Below are 17,032 nucleotides of genomic sequence, written 5' to 3'. Positions count from 1 at the left end.
CATGCAACAGATGAACAGTATTGTAATGCAGGATGGCCGAGTCCGCCTGCAGCAAGTCGAAATCCCCAAACCCGCTTCGGGACAAGTGTTGGTTCGCAGCCTTGCCTGTGGCATTTGTGGCTCCGACCTTCACATTACTCGACACGCGGATGAGGTATTTGATGTATTCCACCAGCTCGGGTTGATACCTGATGAATCCGGTGAGCACGCTCAAGTGATGTTGGGGCATGAGTTCTGCGCGGAAATTATCGAATACGGTGCCGATACGCAGCAAACGTTGTCCGTTGGTAGCCGAGTCACCTCAGTGCCGATGTTGCTCAGCCAAAATGGCGCGGGCGTTGGTGTTACTCCGGGTACTTATGGCGCTTACTCTGAGTACTTCCTGCTTGATGAAGCGTTATTGCTACCTGTCCCAGACGGAATGCCATCTGAGGCGGCGGCACTGACTGAACCACTGGCGGTCGGTTTGCACGCGGTCAATCGCAGTGAGATCGAGACGGAAGAAACAGCGCTGGTTGTCGGTTGCGGTCCTATAGGGCTGGCTGTGATCGCTGCACTGAAACAACGTGGCGTCAGCAATATTCTTGCGGTCGATCTTCAGGAAGAAAAGCTGCAACTTGCCAGCGAGTTTGGCGCAAATCGATTGATCAACCCGACCAAGGAAGACGAGATCGCCGTTGGTGAGCAGTACGCGATGAACTCACGTCTGGTCATTTATGAGTGTGTGGGTAAGCATACCTTGATTGACGATTTTATGCGCCGCGCTCCTGCCCGAGCGCGAATCGTCATCTCGGGTATCCATACTACACCCGCAATCATCAACTACGCGTACGCGACGGTAAAAGAGCTCGATTTGAGATTCTCTTACTACTACCAACCGCACGAGTTTGAGCAATGCCTACAAGCGATTGCCGAACATACGTTGCCTTGGCAGAAAATGCTCACCGCCAAAGTGGGAATCGACGGTGTCGAAGACGCATTTACACAGTTAATGACGCCAAATGATCACATCAAAGTGGTGATCGAACCTTGGCGCAGCGGCGCGTTAGAAGTGATTTAACTCTTAGCCAGCTTAAGCCAGCCAAAACCAATTTTAGTTTGGTGACAGCCCCAACCGTAGCAGCTAGGTTGGGGCTTTTTTTTGTTAGGCCTGTTCTGCGCATTCCTGTTGCAGAGCAGGGTAATCGGTGTAGCCTCGTTCGTTTCCGCCAAACAACGTTGAGCCATCGAGTTCTGCCAACGGATGGTGATGTTGCAAGCGAGAGACTAAGTCTGGGTTTGCTACGAATGGTCGTCCGAATGCGACAAGATCCGCGTAGCCTTTCTCTAACACTTCGTTTGCTCGTTGAGGATTGTAGCGACCTGCGACAATGATAGCGTTGCGAAAGCGCTTTCTAAGTTCGATTCGAAACGTCTCGGGAATCGTTGGTGCATCGGCCCAATCGGCCTCAGACAAGTGCAAGTAGGCAATGTCGCGCTCCTGTAGCTGTTTTGATGCTTCCAAGATTGTTGGCACGATATCTGGGCAGTCCATATCTTTAAACGTAATGAATGGTGCCAATCTCACTCCAACTCGATGCGCACCAACAGCGGCGATAACTGCATCCACCACTTCGATAAGAAAACGGATACGATTTTCTCGTGAACCGCCGTAGTTGTCTGTTCGATGGTTTGAGTTGGTTCTTAAGAACTGATCGATCAGATACCCATTCCCGCCGTGGATTTCTACACCATCAAAACCCGATTCAATAGCGCGTTTGGCTGCGTTCGCGAAATCACCGACAACTCGGTTGATATCCGCTTGTGTCATGGCGCGAGGCTCAACACAATCGACCATATTGCCGTTGCCTTGTTCATCTGCAATCCAAACTTGCGTCTCTACCGGAGCGAGCGCAGATGGCGCGATAGGCTGTTCACCATTTTGGAATGTTGGGTGAGACACTCTGCCCACATGCCATAGCTGACAAAACATCGCTGCGCCTTGTGATTTGACCGCTTGGGTCACACCCTGCCAGCCCGCCACTTGCGCATCGGTGTAAACGCCAGGGGTGAACGAATAGCCTTGAGAATCGTCCGAAATTTGTGTGGCTTCGGAAATGATCAGCCCGGCAGAAGCGCGCTGTTGATAATACGTTGCCATCATCTCATTCGGGATGTTGCCCGGCTGAGTGGTGCGTGCGCGAGTCATTGGTGCCATGACAATACGGTTTTGTAGTGACAAGGCTTTCAGTTGAGCTGGTTCAAACAGCTTATTTGATCTTTGTTGCATGTTGCGCTCCTTAGATAAGTACTGGCACGTTGGTCGCTTTACGAGCGGTTGCCATCCAATGAAGTACGGCTGGATCCCATTGCACTTCGGGAGCACTGAAAAAACCGCGTAGAATAGAGAACATAATGGCTTGGTCAACCAGTGACGTTTGCTTTTCTGAACTTAGGTTGAGCAAGGGTTTGGTTTGTTCTATCAAAGCGGCGACTTCTTTCGCAATCGCAGGTGTATCGTTAATCAAGGCTTCAAAATTTAACGCTTCGGTTTCTTTTTTTGCACGCCATGCTTGTTTAGCGGTTTCTGTTGCAAATTCCGGTAACGTCATGTTTGACCAACGCGGATACCCGACTTTTTGTAGCGGTAAAAACGCTTGTTTTTGCCAGTCTAAAACCGGCGCTGAGGGTTGGCTGCTTTCATTGGAAGATGCCAATTCAAGGAAGTAGTTGATGATGTCTAAGCTTTCCGCCATCGCTTCACCATCGTCTTTGATCAAAAGAGGAACTTGTTTTGCGCCGATGATGTTTGTGGTGGTGCTCTCGTCGTCATAAGCAATGTTGATGACGTCGAGCTGAATATTCAGCATGCCAGCGACAAAACGGACGCGGGCGCTAAAGGGGCAATGTTCATAAATGTACAGTCTCATTTTTTGTTTCCTATTCTCTTGGCTGGGTAGGGCGTGTTGTTGTGCGTTGAACAGCGTTACGGCGTTTAACTTTGCCCTGTCACATAACGTTCTGGGTCTAAACAATGTCGATAGGGTCAGTATATGGATTCGACTTAATTTGATAATTGGGTTATATCTGAATTGATTATTCAGTTTTTCCAAATAATAAGGGCGCGAAGGTGGATAAGTTTTCGGATATGACGTTGTTTGTCAGCATCGTTAAACATCAAGGTCTGGCAGCGGCGGGAAGGGAGTTAGGTTTGTCTCCGGCGACGGTAACGGCAAGGCTGCAAGCGATAGAAGAACGCTATGGCGTAAAGCTGCTCAACCGAAGCACACGCCACGTATCACTCACGGACGCAGGGGCAATGTACCATCAAGCTTGTCTGAACATCATTGATAGCGTGAAAGAGACGGAAAACTTGCTGCAAACGGGTATTTCGGAAGTGCGCGGAACGTTGAAAATTTCAGCTCCACGAGATATTGGCAAACAAATTATTTCGCCGATGGTGTCGGCTTTTTCTGAGCAATATCCGGATGTGACGCCTTATCTTTATCTTAATGACAATTTATCGAACTTGGCTGAATCGGGGCTCGATTTAGTGATTCGTTACGGTGAGTTAGCGGACAGTAATCTCATTTCGCGCAAGCTAGCATCGAGTCAACGTGTGCTGTGCGCGTCACCTGATTATTTGTCGAAGCAAGGTGTCCCAAACTGTCCTCAAGATCTCGCGGACCATCGCTGCTTAGCCATGGTCCGCAGCAATGAAGAATTAAAAACGTGGCACTTTAAAGATGAAGAGTCTCACCAATCGATCACGGTCACGCCAAAGCGATTTTCTGATGATGGTGAAGTGATTCGACAATGGGCGTTGGACGGTGCGGGGATTGCGCTGAAATCGATTTTAGATATTCAGCAAGACCTCAAACAACAACGTTTAGTAACGGTTTTGGATGGGTATATGAAAAACTTCAGCGCCTTCTCGCAAGGCGCTGAAGCGGATCTGCATGTCATTTATCAAAGCCGTCAATATCAACCGAAAAGAGTTCGCCTGTTTTTGGACTTTCTAGTTGAGCAATTTAGCGCGCTGAGTGATACCAGCAATCAGATCTAGATGCGATTCCGAGGTTTCTCGGCGGTGGCGATAAATCCCGACGGTGCCAGGGTTTGGTTCGTTTTCCATGGTTAAGCATCGTAAGCCAAAAGATTCCAAATATGGTTGCAGATGGCGGGTATAAGACATCACCGCGACGCTTTCTTTCAGTACATCAATACTGGCGAGCAGAGAATCCACTTCGTAAGTCGGTCTGTCATCCAGTTGCTGCCTTTCGCGTTCATTTTGTTTCGGGATTGGGTTATCGATGACGTGAGCGAATTTCTTAGCGTCATAAGTGACCGAAAGAGCAGGGTATTCGTGCAGCATCTCTTCGGTGACGGTTTTACCTAGCAGTGGATGGTTTGGGGAAACAAAATAGGCATCAACCGTTTGAAATAACGGAATAAACGTAACATCGCATTTAGACGATAAGCCGACAATCTCGTGGCCGATGAAGAATTCAATCTGTTCGTTGATTAATGAATCCATCAAGCCTAAGTGGTTGCCAAATTCGACGTGTGTAGATGCCGATGGCTGCTTGGTCAGATGTTCATTGAGTGCTTGTTTGACGAACAGCGGCCACCACGCATCGCCAGTACCCATTTTAATTTTTCCGACTTGGTACTGTTTCCGTTCATCAATGCTTTGCATCATTTGGTTGTATTCATGCTGCATCGCGTTGCTATGGCGATAGAGGATGCGCCCGTATTCGGTCAACACCATGCCATTAGGGTGACGTTCAAACAGCGTCACGCCGAGATTCTCTTCCAGCTTCTTTAAATTGCTTGTTACCGTTGGCTGGCTTAACCCTGCCATTCTTGCTGCAGCGCTGATGCTTTGGCAGCGTGCAACCAGTAAAAATTGCTGCAGAGATTTGTCCATTTTCTTTCCCCTCTAAGAACGAGGTGTATTTTGCACAATTTCATTTATAAATCACAAATCTGTAATCTCATTTGATTGAAATTATGCGCATTTCATAGATCTACATCACTGTTGGGGTCTGACGTATAGATGTTATCTATAGCTCGCTCCTGACTTCCTATTTTCTCCTCAAAAAGGTGTTCTTTAGACTGTCGCCAAAACAACAATCTAAGGGATGAACATGAAACCGAGTTTTATTGCGCTTGCTGTCGCGTCTTGTATTGGTCTTGCTGGATGTGGGTCAGATTCCTCTGATGCGCCAGTGTCAGTCGACAAACCAATTATTTCAGCCGACTTATATTTACGTGGTTTAAATGGGGATTGGGGCACGGCAGAGCATGCCAAGCTAAACTATTTGGGTAATAACGAGTACGAAACCGTACTGCGCGTCGCTCGAGGTAGCAATCAGTTCAAGATTGCTGATCCGGGTTGGCAGATCCAATACACCTATTTTGAGGAGCCCGCGGCGTTCGATAAAGCTCAAGAGTACCTGCCAAAACCAGACACGAATGAAGCGTGTATGAACGATGATTGCAACTCTGAGATCACGTTTGAAGACAAAGGGTATTACAAGTTTTCTGTGAGCTTTGCCGATGAAAGTCGCGCGACAATGACTGTGACGAAAGCAACGCAAGAAGAAGCGGAAAAATACTACTCTGATGCGATTCTCGACCCTGCAATGGTGCATGAAGGGCATCAGAATAAAGAAGTGAAACTGTTCGCCAATTACGATGACTCGAGTGATAGCGTGATTTTCTCGGTGAAAGATCCTAAAGCTGAGCTGCGTGAATTTGGTATTTCAACGACGACAGAATTGCGTGATGCGCTCGACCAAGGCTTAGTGATTAATGAACAAACAGGGCCGCGAGTGGTGTCGGGCGATGTCGCGTTTGACGCGTTGTTTGCGTTGACGATGAAAGAGCTAGACCAGCTTGCTGTTTCTGAAATCAAAGACGGCAATTACAACTACAACAACCCAATCAAAGCGGAAGTTTTTGAGACGGGCGCGAAGTGGCATTACGTGTGGACGCGTGATTTGGCGTACGCAGCAGACCTTTCGCTTGCATTGATGAATCCAACTCGCGTGCAAAATGGTTTGAATTTCAAATTGTCTGCTTTCCGCGACACGACCGATCAGCAATATGATGGCGAGCAGATTGTGCAAGATACGGGCACTGGCGGCAGCTGGCCAATCAGTACCGACCGCACGACTTGGGCGCTTGGTGCAGAACGCTTACTTTCGGCATTGGATGGAGAAGAGTACAACCAGTTTGCTGAGCGCGCATATAACGCTATCAGTAATACACTTGAAGCCGATCGCCTGGCGGCTTTTGATGCGAAATCCGGTTTATACACTGGTGAGCAATCATTCCTCGATTGGCGTGAGCAAACTTACTCAACGTGGACGCCAAACGATGTCAATGCGATTGGTAGCAGCAAAGCGTTATCGACAAACGTGGTTCACTACCGCGCGATTCAGCTCGCGGCTAAGTTGGCAGAGAAGTACGATTCAACCAACGCGGTCAAATACACCGATTGGGCTGAGCAGTTAAAAACCGCTATCAACGAGCAGTTTTGGAATGCCGAACGCGGTATGTACGTAAGTTATTTGTTTGATAATGGCAAAGACATCGCGGTCGACAAATACGACATGTTGGGCGAAGCACTGGCGATCATCAGTGGTGTGGCAAGTGATGCGCAGTCGAAACAAATCATGGCCAACTACCCACACAGTGAGTTTGGTGTGCCGGTTTACTTCCCTCAACAACCGGACGTGCCTGTGTACCATAACCGCGCAATTTGGCCATTTGTTACCGCGTACAGTTTGCGCGCCGCGCATCAAACACAAAACGTGGCAGCGGCGAACAATGCCATTCAATCGTTGGTTCGTGGTACGGCAACCAATTTATCCAACATGGAAAACTTAGAGTGGCTTTCTGGTAAGTCATTCATCATCCATAGTGATCATGGCGAAGATCCGAGCTTGGATGGCCCAGTGATTAACTCTCAGCGTCAGCTTTGGTCTGTGGGTGGCTACTTGAACATGGTGGTAGAGACGCTATTCGGCATCCATACCGAAACAGGTAAGTTGGAAGTGAAGCCATTTATCACAAGTTGGGTGCGCAATAAGTTGTTGGCTCAGTCTGAACAAATCAAGTTGGAAAACTTTGCCTTCAAAGGAAAGAACTACTCGGTAACCATTGATTTGCCTGAAGTAAGCAAAGATGAAACGGGCTACTACCCAGTTGAAAATGTCACAATGGACGAAGAGGGGCATTTCCACGTGACACTGGGCGCGCTAGTGAACGTAGATAGCAGCATTACTTTAGTTTCTGGTGTGAAACCGTATGTGAGTGAAGATAGCCGCGTTTATTCTCCGCAAGAGCCAAAACTGGTAGTAAAAAGCGTTGATAATTCGGTTTCGATTGACGTGACGAGCAAGTACAACGTGAACTTGTATCGCAATGGCGAGCTGATTCAAAAGAACGTGGTTGCCCAATCTTATTCCGATACGCCAACAGGTTTTGCTTGTTATTTGGCTGAAAGCATTAACGATAAAGGCTTCCGTTCTAACCCAAGCCAACCTGTTTGTGTCGGTGAAGAGATCCGCATCAAACTTGATGGCGAATATCAGCCACTCAAAGACAATGTCTCAGTGGTTACGGTGAGCAAAGACAGTGGCATCGTAAAAGGTGCAGAGTCGTTTACAGCTCCTGTAACGGGCACTTACCAGTTCGATGCTTGGTACAACAATAACCTAGGGCAACTCAATACTGGCATCACGAACACCGTGAAATTGTTAGAGGTATTGGATGATGCAGGTAGAGTGGTTGGTCAAGGTTACTTGCAGATGGGCCATATTGGTGAAAACCAAGGTATGCGTTACTCAACGCCAATTGAAGTGACTTTGGAGCAGGGGAAAACCTATCAGATCGCGCTGAAGGACCACTTCAATATGAGTTACCTCACATCGAATGAAACCTACATCTACGCTGGTGGTATTGAGGGTGAAAAGAACGAAGCGCAAATCGCTGATATTCGAATCACACCTTTAATGTAGGCTGTTTTAACAAAGCAGTGTTCTAGAAAACTGTGTTCTAAGAAAAACAAAGCCGCTGAGATTATCAGCGGCTTTGTTGTATTTGCTATCGGTGGCCGTTTACAGATTAGTTTGCAGCCTGCGGACGAGGTTTACGGCGCTGACCTGACGGTTTGTTTCCTGCAGGCTTAGCATTGTTTGGCTTGCGGTTACCAGACGGTTTACCAGCGTTGCCACTCTTATTACCGTTTGGTTTATTTCCACTCGGTTTATTGTCATTTGGCTTGTTGCCGTTAGGTTTGCGGTCATCTGGTTTACTGTTTGCACGACTTTGGCCTTCACGGTTGCCTTTAGGCTTGCCTGCACCGCCTTGGTTGGTGCTGTTTTTGTTGCCGTTGCTACCACCGTTGAAGCGACGTTTAGGTTTGTTTGCACCATTGCCTGCTTTCTTTTCGGTTGCTGGAGCGTTTTCACCCGAAGCATTTGGCGCTTTTGGTTTTTTCGGCTTCTTAGGTTTTTTCGGTTTGATTGGGCGAGTATCCAGTTTAGATTCTGGCACCACATTGGTTGGCGCAAAACCTTCCAACTCTTTACGTGGTAGTACTTCTTGAATCAAACGTTCAATCGCAAACAACTCAGATGCTTCTAGCGCGCACACTAGTGAAATCGCTTTACCTACTTCGCCCGCACGGCCAGTACGACCAATACGGTGAACGTAGTCTTCCGCCACTTTAGGTAGCTCAAAGTTCACCACTTGCGGCAATTGAGGAATATCGATACCGCGTGCAGCAATGTCCGTCGCGACTAACACACGAGTTTCACCCGATTTAAAATCCGCCAGTGCTTTGGTACGCGCGCCTTGGCTCTTGTTACCGTGGATGGCAGCAGCAGGTAGGTTTTGTTCGATCAGGAACTTCGCTAGACGGTTTGCTCCGTGTTTTGTTTTCGTAAACACCAGCACTTGCTTCCAATCGCCGTCTTTGATCAATTTAACCAACATCGGAGCTTTCTTCTTCACGTCTGCTGGGTAGATGCTTTGCTCAACCGTTCTCGCCGTCGAGTTCGCCGGGTTCACTGAAATCTCAACCGGGTTGTTCACCAAGCCTTTCGCAAGGTCGCGGATTTCATCCGAGAAAGTTGCCGAGAAAAGTAGGTTCTGACGCTGTTTTGGTAGCAGAGCTAGGATCTTACGAATGTCACGGATAAAGCCCATATCCAACATACGGTCTGCTTCATCCAGCACCAGAACTTCTAGTTGGTCGAACTTCACTGCATTTTGGTTGTACAAATCCATCAGGCGGCCTGGTGTCGCAACCAACACATCCGCACCTTTGCGAAGACGCAGCATTTGCGGGTTGATCTTCACGCCACCAAAAACAACCGCACTGCTTAGTGGAAGATGACGGCCGTACATAAACACGTTTTCTTGCACCTGAGCCGCAAGTTCACGCGTTGGCGTCAGGATAAGTGCACGAACTTGGTTAGCACGAACGCGAGGGCCGTTCGATAAACGCTCAAGAATCGGTAGCGTAAAGCCTGCTGTTTTACCTGTACCAGTCTGCGCTGCTGCCATTACGTCTTTCCCTTCCAAAATAGCAGGAATTGCTTTTGCCTGAATTGGCGAAGGGGTGTCGTAGCCTTTCTCTTGAATAGCTTTAAGGATTGGAGCAGATAGACCTAACGAGGTAAAACCCATATGTATGATTCTCAATTGTAGAGTTAGATAACAACGCGCCGAAAATAAATCGGTGCGAAAAGTGCGACATTCTGAGGCTTTTACGCGCAGGCTTCAACTAATTCCGTCATGGATAAATATTTGAACTGGATCTCATTTATTTTTGGCAGGCAAAACTGATAACTGGTTTGATCGATCGATTGAATGGTTTTACGTTGGCGATGCCCATTCTTACATCGTTATCACGGCATGCAGTTTGAGTTTATCGAATGCTTTTCGGAGCAAGGGGGCGCTTGATCCTTTCATTACTCCGCTTTTGCATGCATTAAAAACGCGCTAGTTAATTGCTGAAAGAGTGAATCTACCGACGGACGGTCGGATATATGATGGAAGAGCGGTGTGTGGACATCACCACGAATATCATCGCTGTGACCGCAAAGCTGATTACACATTCGTACTGGTTCGACAATCTTCTCGACGTCGGCATCAATCAGAATGCATGCTTGTGACAATACCACTTGTCCGCCGCCTTTTTTAAGTAAAACACGCTGCGCGGTTCCCACGACTTTTTGCCCGCCAATGTTGAGGTTGTACTCGCCATCGCAGTAGGAATAAGGCGTAGCATGAACATCCACTTTCACGCCGAGCTGTTTAAAGAAAACCGTTAATATCGCACATAAATCGAGATACGCTTTTTTGATGTTGTAAGGCTCGCCTTCTGGCCAGTGGTAAATGTGGGATAGATTGATAATACCTGGCACCTGAGGGACTGGGGCACCACCGGTTTTACGAGAAAAGAGCTTCCAGCCAGACGTATTTAACGCATGTTCTAACTCATTAGACACTGGCCATTTCTTACCCACGGGAAGCACGAGCGTTGGACTTTTTACTTGCCAAAGCAATAGCACTTGCGAGAGTTGGTTGGACTGAACTTGTTTAATGAGCTCATCTTCTTTGTCAAATGCATCAGCGACTTCCGTAGCTGTGTAGCGAATTAGCTTATTTTTAGCAACCAAACTCTATCCCTCGCGGCTATTTAATCATTACTGTTGTATCTCAGATACAGCTTTATTGCTAGGTTTGAGTGATTAGGTTTTTGCTCGCTAGTTGCATGATCACCTTTTGAGTCTTTCCCGTTGTCCATTAAGTTTGCTTGAACACGCGATAAAAAGTTTTTGCTAGTCATCACATCAGCCATTCATAAAATCTGCCATCTATGAAAATTTTTGGCGATATAAGTATGAAAAAGCGAGTGATGACTCTCGCGTTAGCGGCATCATTAACGGGATGTGTGACGTTCCCAACTCAAGAATCTGAGCAAGTACAGGTGCTTTGGGACAATGTGAATGCGATTGAAAACTGTGAACTAATGGGTACCGTGATCGGCTCAGAAGGACACTTTTACGACTATTGGCTTCACGCCGATAAAGACATGGTTTGGGGTACGTTAAACCAAATGCGCCTCAAGGCGGCAGATTTAGGCGCAGATACCTTGTACTTATATCAACCGTTGAGCTTTTCTACGTCAGTGACGATGTTTGCAAATGCTTACAAGTGCAAACAGTAGCTATTGGCTTGATCATAATTGAAAGACAGGCGCTGCTCGCCTGTCTTTGATGCGCTCTACAAATACTGGAGACTTTGCGTTAATTGACGTTTGCTGTCGCCACCGCTGATGTATCAGAAAACGACAACGTAAAGTCTCGCTCGGTATTAAGTACTTTGGCTGGAAACTCTAAGCTCAACTGTGTATGTGGCGCGACTTCTGAAGCAATGCTAGTAACGAATTTTCGGGTTTCTCCAGGAGAGATCGATATGTCACTTCCACCTTGTGATGAGAGCTCAGCGATACCCATTGTTTCAAGTGTGTTACCTGCAGTATCCGCCAGGTGTAGTAAAGATTCTGACTTGTAGATTAATTCTCCACTTTCTGTGCGATAGGCATTAAACGTGTTGAAATTTGGTTGTAATGATCCTTGTGATCCAATGTTAGTAACGGAAAATGTCACATTAGCGCCATCAAAGTTCTCGACTCTTACGAGTACGTTACCGTCTTGGTAACGAGCGGCTGCTGCCGCGGTTGCTTGTTGTTTCTGCCGCTGTTTCTCTTTTTCAATGTCGCTTAACTGTTTCTGCTCATTAGCGATTCGATTCTTTGCCATGGAGTACGACTGATCGACCATTGCTATTAAAGCGGGGATTGAATACAAAGTGAGGCCTTCCAAATGGTCAAAGTCGATTTTGGCATGTTGAGTACGTTTATGATTAGAAAATTGGCAGTAACCATCAATCAAACTGATGAAAGCCACTTCAAAAGTGCCCTGTAATCGGCTTACTTCCTGTGCTGCTTTCTCTAGATTTGAGCGGACTTTCCGAATCTCTTCCAAACTCTTTTGTGAAAGACGACCGTTTGGCGATACGTCGTTAGAAACCGAAACCAGTTCTTCGGTCACAAATGGATTGTTTTCGGCTGGAATCACCGTAGTGATACGGTTGGATTTGGTGATGTCTTCGCCCAATAAAACCATCATTTTTTGCGATGCGGCGGTTGTGTTGCCCGCTAATACGTCACTACAGTTTGGCGACGTATTGGCATACACGGCGAATGCGGTAAAAAGTGAAAGTGTAACGGACCAGCCGATGGTGACGAGTCCTGTCGTGGTTCGAGTGTTCATCCTGATAACCCCTCTGTCATTTGGTGCGATTCACTGACGTAATTGCCAATCAAGCGACTGGCTCGCGACATTCAGAATGGTTTTGGTCAATCCTTCGTAGTGGGTATGCCCGCAGATGCTTTCTAGTCGTTTTCTCAATCGCTAAGCCACGACTGAGTAAAGTGTCTGAAATTGAGAGCATTAATGCTGCGAAGTTGATGTCTTTTGTCTGAAAGATAGACGTAACTTTTCTAACCATCAAATACGTGATTAGGTTCTCATTTTTATATGAGTGATAGGATCAAGAGAAAACAGGCACTTACTGTAGAGAGTTGATTTGAAGGAAAAATATAAATTTTTTGGGGAACTTTTTTGATGCTGCCTTTGAGACTTATTTTGAATCTCAAAGGCAGGTTCTTACACTCGCGCTCAATTACAACGTGTTGAGGACATCCGCGAGTCGAGAGACAGCTGTCGTCAGTTCTTCTGGTGTAGCATTGGTAAAGTTAAGACGTAGAGCGGCTTTTACCTTTGAACCTTCTGGATAAAAGACCGGGCTCGGCACTACAGCAACCCAGTTTGCGAGAAGGTTTTTCGCCAGTTCGAAGGTGTCGCATTCTGGAATTTCGACCCAAACGAACATACCACCATCGACGGGTTTGAGTACGCAACTTTCTGGCAGCTGTTTTTGCAGTTCAGCAAACATGACATCGTAACGTGATTTGTAAAGCGCACAGATGGTTGAAATGTGCGTTTCGAAGTTGTCATGTTGCAGCAGGCCATGCAGCAAAGCTTGCATAGGAATACTAGAGTGCAGATCGGCACCTTGTTTAATTTTGATAAGTGGCTCAAGGTAGCTGCTTTTGCCCGTAACTACACCAATACGCAAGCCTGGTGAAGCTATTTTGGAGAAAGAGCGCAATACGATGGAGTGCTGTGGGCAGAAGTCCGAAACCAGTGGAAGCGCTTCACCAGAAAAACGCAGCTCGCGGTATGGTGCGTCTTCAATGAACGCCACGTCGTATTGTATACAAAGCTCGGCAACTTTTTGGCGAGTCTCTAGCGCCCAGCATACGCCCGTTGGGTTGTGAAAATCGGGTACGGCGTAGAACATTTTTGGTTGCTGCGTGGCAAAGCATTGTTCGAGTTCTTCAAGGTTTGGGCCACACTCGGTTTGTGAAACGGTCACGATGTTGGCTTGCACTAGACCGAATACTTGCATAGCACCAAGGTAGCTCGGTGCTTCCATCACCACTTTATCGCCCGGGTTCACGTACGCACGCGCAATCAAATCTAGCCCTTGCTGAGAGCCCGTTGTGATCATCGCCAAATGAGATTCTGGCAGCTGGTAATAATCGGTCAAAAAGTTAAGTAGCGGGGCGTAGCCTGCTGTTGCGCCATATTGAAACACCTCTGGCATATTAGCGAGGTTTTCGAGAGTCGGTTTCATTAAGTCGATCGGGAAGGTTTTTTCGTCCGGCAAGCCACCTGCAAGAGAAATAACGTTCTTATCGCTCGCTGCTGCGAGGATCTCTCGGATGTAGGATGACTTAGTTTGTTGTAATGACTGTGCGATTTCCATGTGCTGTGCTTCTCGTAATTGTCTTTTTTATGTCAGAAATAGTATAGGTAAATTGCCAAGCTTGGTGTGTCCATTTATGCTGTTAAACATGTCTGTTTATGCTATTTAAGCGAAAGTTTACTCCGTGAGCCATCAACAAGTTTCCAGAATCAATGACGTGCTGTTTTACATTCACCAGGACATTAGCAGAGATTTATCGGCTAAAGAGCTAGCAGATGTAGCAGCCTATTCTGAACAGCACTTCCATCGTATTTTTAAAGATGTGGTAGGGGAGTCTGTCCATCAATATATCCGTCGCACAAGAATGGAATACGCCGCCAATCAACTGATGTTTGATACCAGCTCGTCGGTGTTAGACATTGCTAACAAGTGCGGCTTTAGCTCGGTATCTTCTTTTAGCCGAGCATTTAAAGCAACGTTCGCTATGTCTCCTGGCGCGTGGCGAAAGCATGATTTACAAGTCGCAGAAAAGCCGTATCTAAAAGATCCGGAAGTGGCTGCGGGTTATCATCGGGTTGCTAAACGCGAGTTGCCAGAACCTAAAATTATGGAGGTTCCACAACGCTTTGCGGCTTATGTGCGGCATGAGGGTTATAGCCGTTCCATTCGTAATGCGTGGCTGATTTTGAAGGCGTGGGCAAGCTCTGAGAATCGGGACTTTTCGGTTCAATACGGTTTGCATCACTCCAACCCCGCTTGGGTTGAGCTCGATAAGTGTCGCTATGTGGCTTGTATGGCGATTGATAAGCCGCTTAAAGTACGCGGTGTCGTGAATCAAATGACGATTCCGGGTGGTTTGCATGCTGTTTTTCGCTTAACAGGGGTATATGGAGAGCTTCTTCCTCAATTGAGTATGGTGTTAGAAAAGTGGTTGCCGAATTCAGGCTTTAAGCAGCGTTCTACTCCCGCTTATGTTCACTATCATAAAAACCATTTCCTTAGCCATGATGAGGCGTTTGAGCTGGACTTCTATCTGCCCATCAGTTTTTTCTAACTGGAGTATTTATTTACTATCCGTAAGGAAGAAAATGCTAAGCTCTATATGGTGATTTTTTACAAATAATTGAAAATTAAATGAACATCGATCATGTAAAGCTATTTGTCCGTTTGGCTTCGACACACAACATCAGCATGGCTGGTCAGGAGCTTGGACTTTCTCCTGCTGTCGCTAGTGCGCACATCAACAAACTTGAGGACAGCTTAGGAGTTCGTTTAGTTCATCGCACCACACGCAAAGTTTCCTTAACTGAAGAAGGGCAGGCTTTTTTACCTCACGCGGAGGAGGTCCTTGCAACAGTGGAGGCAGCAAGGGGAGCTGTTGGCTCAGGGCAGAGTGCGCCAACGGGAGTATTACGTATAACCGCCTCTGCAACTTTTGGTCGCTTGCATATTGTGCCCGCATTAAAAGGTTTTATGGCGCGTTACCCAGGGTTAACCGTGGACTGCCGATTTTCTGATTCCATTATTGATCTGGTTGAGGGAGGTTTCGATGTCGCCATTCGTGTCGCTGAGTTGAAAGATTCTTCATTGGTCGCAAGAAAGCTTGCGCCAGATCGTCGTATTATCGTTGCATCACCAGATTATATTGAACAATTTGGGAGACCTAACAAGCCCCAAGACTTGACGAATCATCAATGTATTAACTTAGTTGGAATGAATAATTGGTCATTCAATACAAAAGATGGAATGGTCAATGTAAGAACTTCTGGTCGTTTTAAAACTGATAATGGTGATGCGATGAGAGACGCGACGGTAAACGGGTTAGGTATTTCTATCAACTCAGTTTGGAGTGTTTATCAAGAATTACAAAGTGGTCAGCTAGTGGAAGTACTCGAAGATCACCCTTTAGCGATGGATGCTGGGATTTGGGCTGTGTACCCAAGCTCTCGTTTAATTGCGCCTAAGGTGCGTGCCTTTATTGATTACTTTGCTGAATACTATGGCACGCCACCTTATTGGGAAGAGGTTTAAAAGTCACAAAGACCATAATCCGTGCTCAGTTGGAATAGCAAAAAAAGCAGACCCATGCAGGGTCTGCAGTGTTAGAGAGATTAAAAGTCTGCGTTTGTATCGGTACCAACAAAGACGCTAATTCCGCTGGTAGATTGATAAATGCTAAAGGTTTCACCTGCAACAATACCATCTACAGAATCGTCATTTGCGGTACAGGTATAGCCGACGGAGTACGTACCGGGCTCTACAAAGCCAAATTCATATTCGTAATTTGCTTCATCAATGTCTTCCACTACGTTCGCCGCTGCGATTGGCATTATTTGGCCTTCTGCGCCTGCAAATGGCCCCATGTTCTCTTCGGCGATATTTCCTTCATATAGGTAGACCGCGTGTGCATACCCATTTGCGCTTGGGGTATCCGTTTCGCAGTTTTGGTAGGTCAATGTTGCGATATCTCCCTGAATTTCACCCGTTGTAACCGTGTTAATTAAAGTGACTGAGGTGCGCTGAATACTGTAACCCTCGTTTTGCCCAGTTCCGTCTTTTAAGCCACGGCGCAGATCAAATTCAACTACGAACTCATTATTGTCAGGGTTGACTGCAAAGGTGTTGTTAAAGAACAGTACTCCAGAGTCAGGATCCTTTCCGACACCTTGTGGGCAAGCACCATCACCTTTTACGGTCAGTGGTATTTGATTGCCGGTCGCTTCATCAACAACATAGGATGGATAATCCGGATGATCGCCATCATTCGCAAACACGCAGAGTTTGTAATTGCCAGTGGGTATCAGCTCATCGTCCACTAACTCTTGAGCGTTACTGCCCTGGAAGTCGAGTAAGTTAACGCTTAATGGTATTGGATCTTCGTTATCGAGCAGAGGATTACCATTTTCGTCAACGAAATTTCCGTCTTCGTCGGTTTTATACACATCGAAAACTTGTGGTGTACCACCATCCAAAGGGAGAAATGCCACTTTGTTGTATGCGATAACCACTTCTGATACGTCATCAATAGGGGCATCTGATACAGACAAGGTAACCGGAGTCATTGTGCTGACAGAGTCACTGTCTGAATTACAGCCAATCAACGCAACTGTTATTGACGCACTGATCAAGCCAATTTTCATGCTGTTCATTTAGATGTACCTTTTTATGAGAAGTGTATTAAATGTAGTCGATT

The 17,032-nt window shown here is 46.7% G+C and carries 14 protein-coding genes; 6 read left to right on the top strand and 8 right to left on the bottom strand.

Features of this window, described 5'->3' with window-relative positions; all coding sequences use genetic code 11:
• The first annotated feature begins 1 nt into the window (after nucleotide 1).
• A complete protein-coding gene (locus tag R7M92_RS02830) occupies nucleotides 2–1,060 on the top strand; it encodes a zinc-binding dehydrogenase (RefSeq protein WP_318132656.1) in 1,059 nt (352 codons plus the stop codon).
• Nucleotides 1,061–1,144: 84 nt separating this feature from the next.
• On the opposite strand, the gene R7M92_RS02825 is transcribed toward R7M92_RS02830, so the two are convergent.
• Both R7M92_RS02825 and grxB read right to left on the bottom strand, forming a co-directional pair.
• Nucleotides 1,145–2,269 carry an alkene reductase gene (locus R7M92_RS02825; protein WP_130546416.1) on the bottom strand — a complete coding sequence of 375 codons (1,125 nt, stop codon included), beginning with the start codon at nucleotides 2,267–2,269 and terminating at the stop codon, nucleotides 1,145–1,147.
• 10 nt (nucleotides 2,270–2,279) lie between these two features.
• Entirely contained in the window at nucleotides 2,280–2,909 is a 630-nt protein-coding gene (grxB, locus tag R7M92_RS02820) for a glutaredoxin 2 (protein WP_213867580.1), read from the bottom strand.
• Nucleotides 2,910–3,109: 200 nt separating this feature from the next.
• On the opposite strand from grxB, the gene R7M92_RS02815 reads away from it, so the two are divergent.
• A complete protein-coding gene (locus R7M92_RS02815; protein ID WP_193447406.1) occupies nucleotides 3,110–4,045 on the top strand; it encodes a LysR family transcriptional regulator in 936 nt (311 codons plus the stop codon).
• Here R7M92_RS02815 and R7M92_RS02810 read toward each other — a convergent pair.
• The gene (locus R7M92_RS02810) at nucleotides 3,998–4,909 is read right to left on the bottom strand and encodes a LysR family transcriptional regulator (protein WP_020841841.1); all 912 of its coding nucleotides are present in this window, start codon (nucleotides 4,907–4,909) and stop codon (nucleotides 3,998–4,000) included. The two genes, R7M92_RS02815 and R7M92_RS02810, sit on opposite strands and share 48 nt — an antisense overlap.
• A gap of 220 nt (nucleotides 4,910–5,129) precedes the next feature.
• On the opposite strand from R7M92_RS02810, the gene R7M92_RS02805 reads away from it, so the two are divergent.
• Entirely contained in the window at nucleotides 5,130–8,009 is a 2,880-nt protein-coding gene (locus R7M92_RS02805) for an MGH1-like glycoside hydrolase domain-containing protein (RefSeq protein WP_213867581.1), read from the top strand.
• A gap of 106 nt (nucleotides 8,010–8,115) precedes the next feature.
• On the opposite strand, the gene R7M92_RS02800 is transcribed toward R7M92_RS02805, so the two are convergent.
• Both R7M92_RS02800 and R7M92_RS02795 read right to left on the bottom strand, forming a co-directional pair.
• Nucleotides 8,116–9,684, bottom strand: a complete 1,569-nt coding sequence (locus tag R7M92_RS02800) for a DEAD/DEAH box helicase (protein ID WP_213867582.1) — start codon at nucleotides 9,682–9,684, stop codon at nucleotides 8,116–8,118.
• Nucleotides 9,685–9,968: 284 nt separating this feature from the next.
• On the bottom strand, nucleotides 9,969–10,679 hold the full coding sequence (locus tag R7M92_RS02795; RefSeq protein WP_213867583.1) for a biotin/lipoate A/B protein ligase family protein: 711 nt from the start codon (nucleotides 10,677–10,679) through the stop codon (nucleotides 9,969–9,971).
• Between the two features lie 224 nt (nucleotides 10,680–10,903).
• On the opposite strand from R7M92_RS02795, the gene R7M92_RS02790 reads away from it, so the two are divergent.
• Nucleotides 10,904–11,230, top strand: coding sequence for a DUF4156 domain-containing protein (locus R7M92_RS02790; RefSeq protein ID WP_031778841.1), 327 nt, complete (start codon nucleotides 10,904–10,906; stop codon nucleotides 11,228–11,230).
• Nucleotides 11,231–11,309: 79 nt separating this feature from the next.
• Here the strand turns inward: R7M92_RS02790 and R7M92_RS02785 are convergent, their stop codons facing one another.
• Nucleotides 11,310–12,338: a hypothetical protein gene (locus R7M92_RS02785; protein ID WP_053304579.1), complete on the bottom strand. Its 1,029-nt coding sequence runs from the start codon at nucleotides 12,336–12,338 to the stop codon at nucleotides 11,310–11,312.
• Nucleotides 12,339–12,750: 412 nt separating this feature from the next.
• On the bottom strand, nucleotides 12,751–13,899 hold the full coding sequence (locus tag R7M92_RS02780; RefSeq protein ID WP_017819834.1) for a PLP-dependent aminotransferase family protein: 1,149 nt from the start codon (nucleotides 13,897–13,899) through the stop codon (nucleotides 12,751–12,753).
• A 124-nt stretch (nucleotides 13,900–14,023) separates the two neighbouring features.
• Between R7M92_RS02780 and R7M92_RS02775 the strand changes: the two genes are divergently transcribed.
• Both R7M92_RS02775 and R7M92_RS02770 read left to right on the top strand, forming a co-directional pair.
• Nucleotides 14,024–14,893 carry an AraC family transcriptional regulator gene (locus R7M92_RS02775; RefSeq protein WP_005387011.1) on the top strand — a complete coding sequence of 290 codons (870 nt, stop codon included), beginning with the start codon at nucleotides 14,024–14,026 and terminating at the stop codon, nucleotides 14,891–14,893.
• Between the two features lie 80 nt (nucleotides 14,894–14,973).
• Nucleotides 14,974–15,870 carry a LysR family transcriptional regulator gene (locus R7M92_RS02770; protein ID WP_213961042.1) on the top strand — a complete coding sequence of 299 codons (897 nt, stop codon included), beginning with the start codon at nucleotides 14,974–14,976 and terminating at the stop codon, nucleotides 15,868–15,870.
• An 80-nt stretch (nucleotides 15,871–15,950) separates the two neighbouring features.
• Here R7M92_RS02770 and R7M92_RS02765 read toward each other — a convergent pair whose 3' ends face one another.
• Nucleotides 15,951–16,988 (bottom strand): DUF4382 domain-containing protein, encoded by a 1,038-nt coding sequence (locus tag R7M92_RS02765; RefSeq protein ID WP_318132649.1) that lies wholly within the window; start codon nucleotides 16,986–16,988, stop codon nucleotides 15,951–15,953.
• Nucleotides 16,989–17,032 lie beyond the last annotated feature (44 nt).

The sequence above is a fragment of the Vibrio sp. Vb2880 genome (assembly GCF_033337975.1).
GTDB lineage: Bacteria > Pseudomonadota > Gammaproteobacteria > Enterobacterales > Vibrionaceae > Vibrio > Vibrio alginolyticus.
Note: the sequence above shows the minus strand (reverse complement) of the source record. Positions and strands in the feature narration are given on the sequence as shown.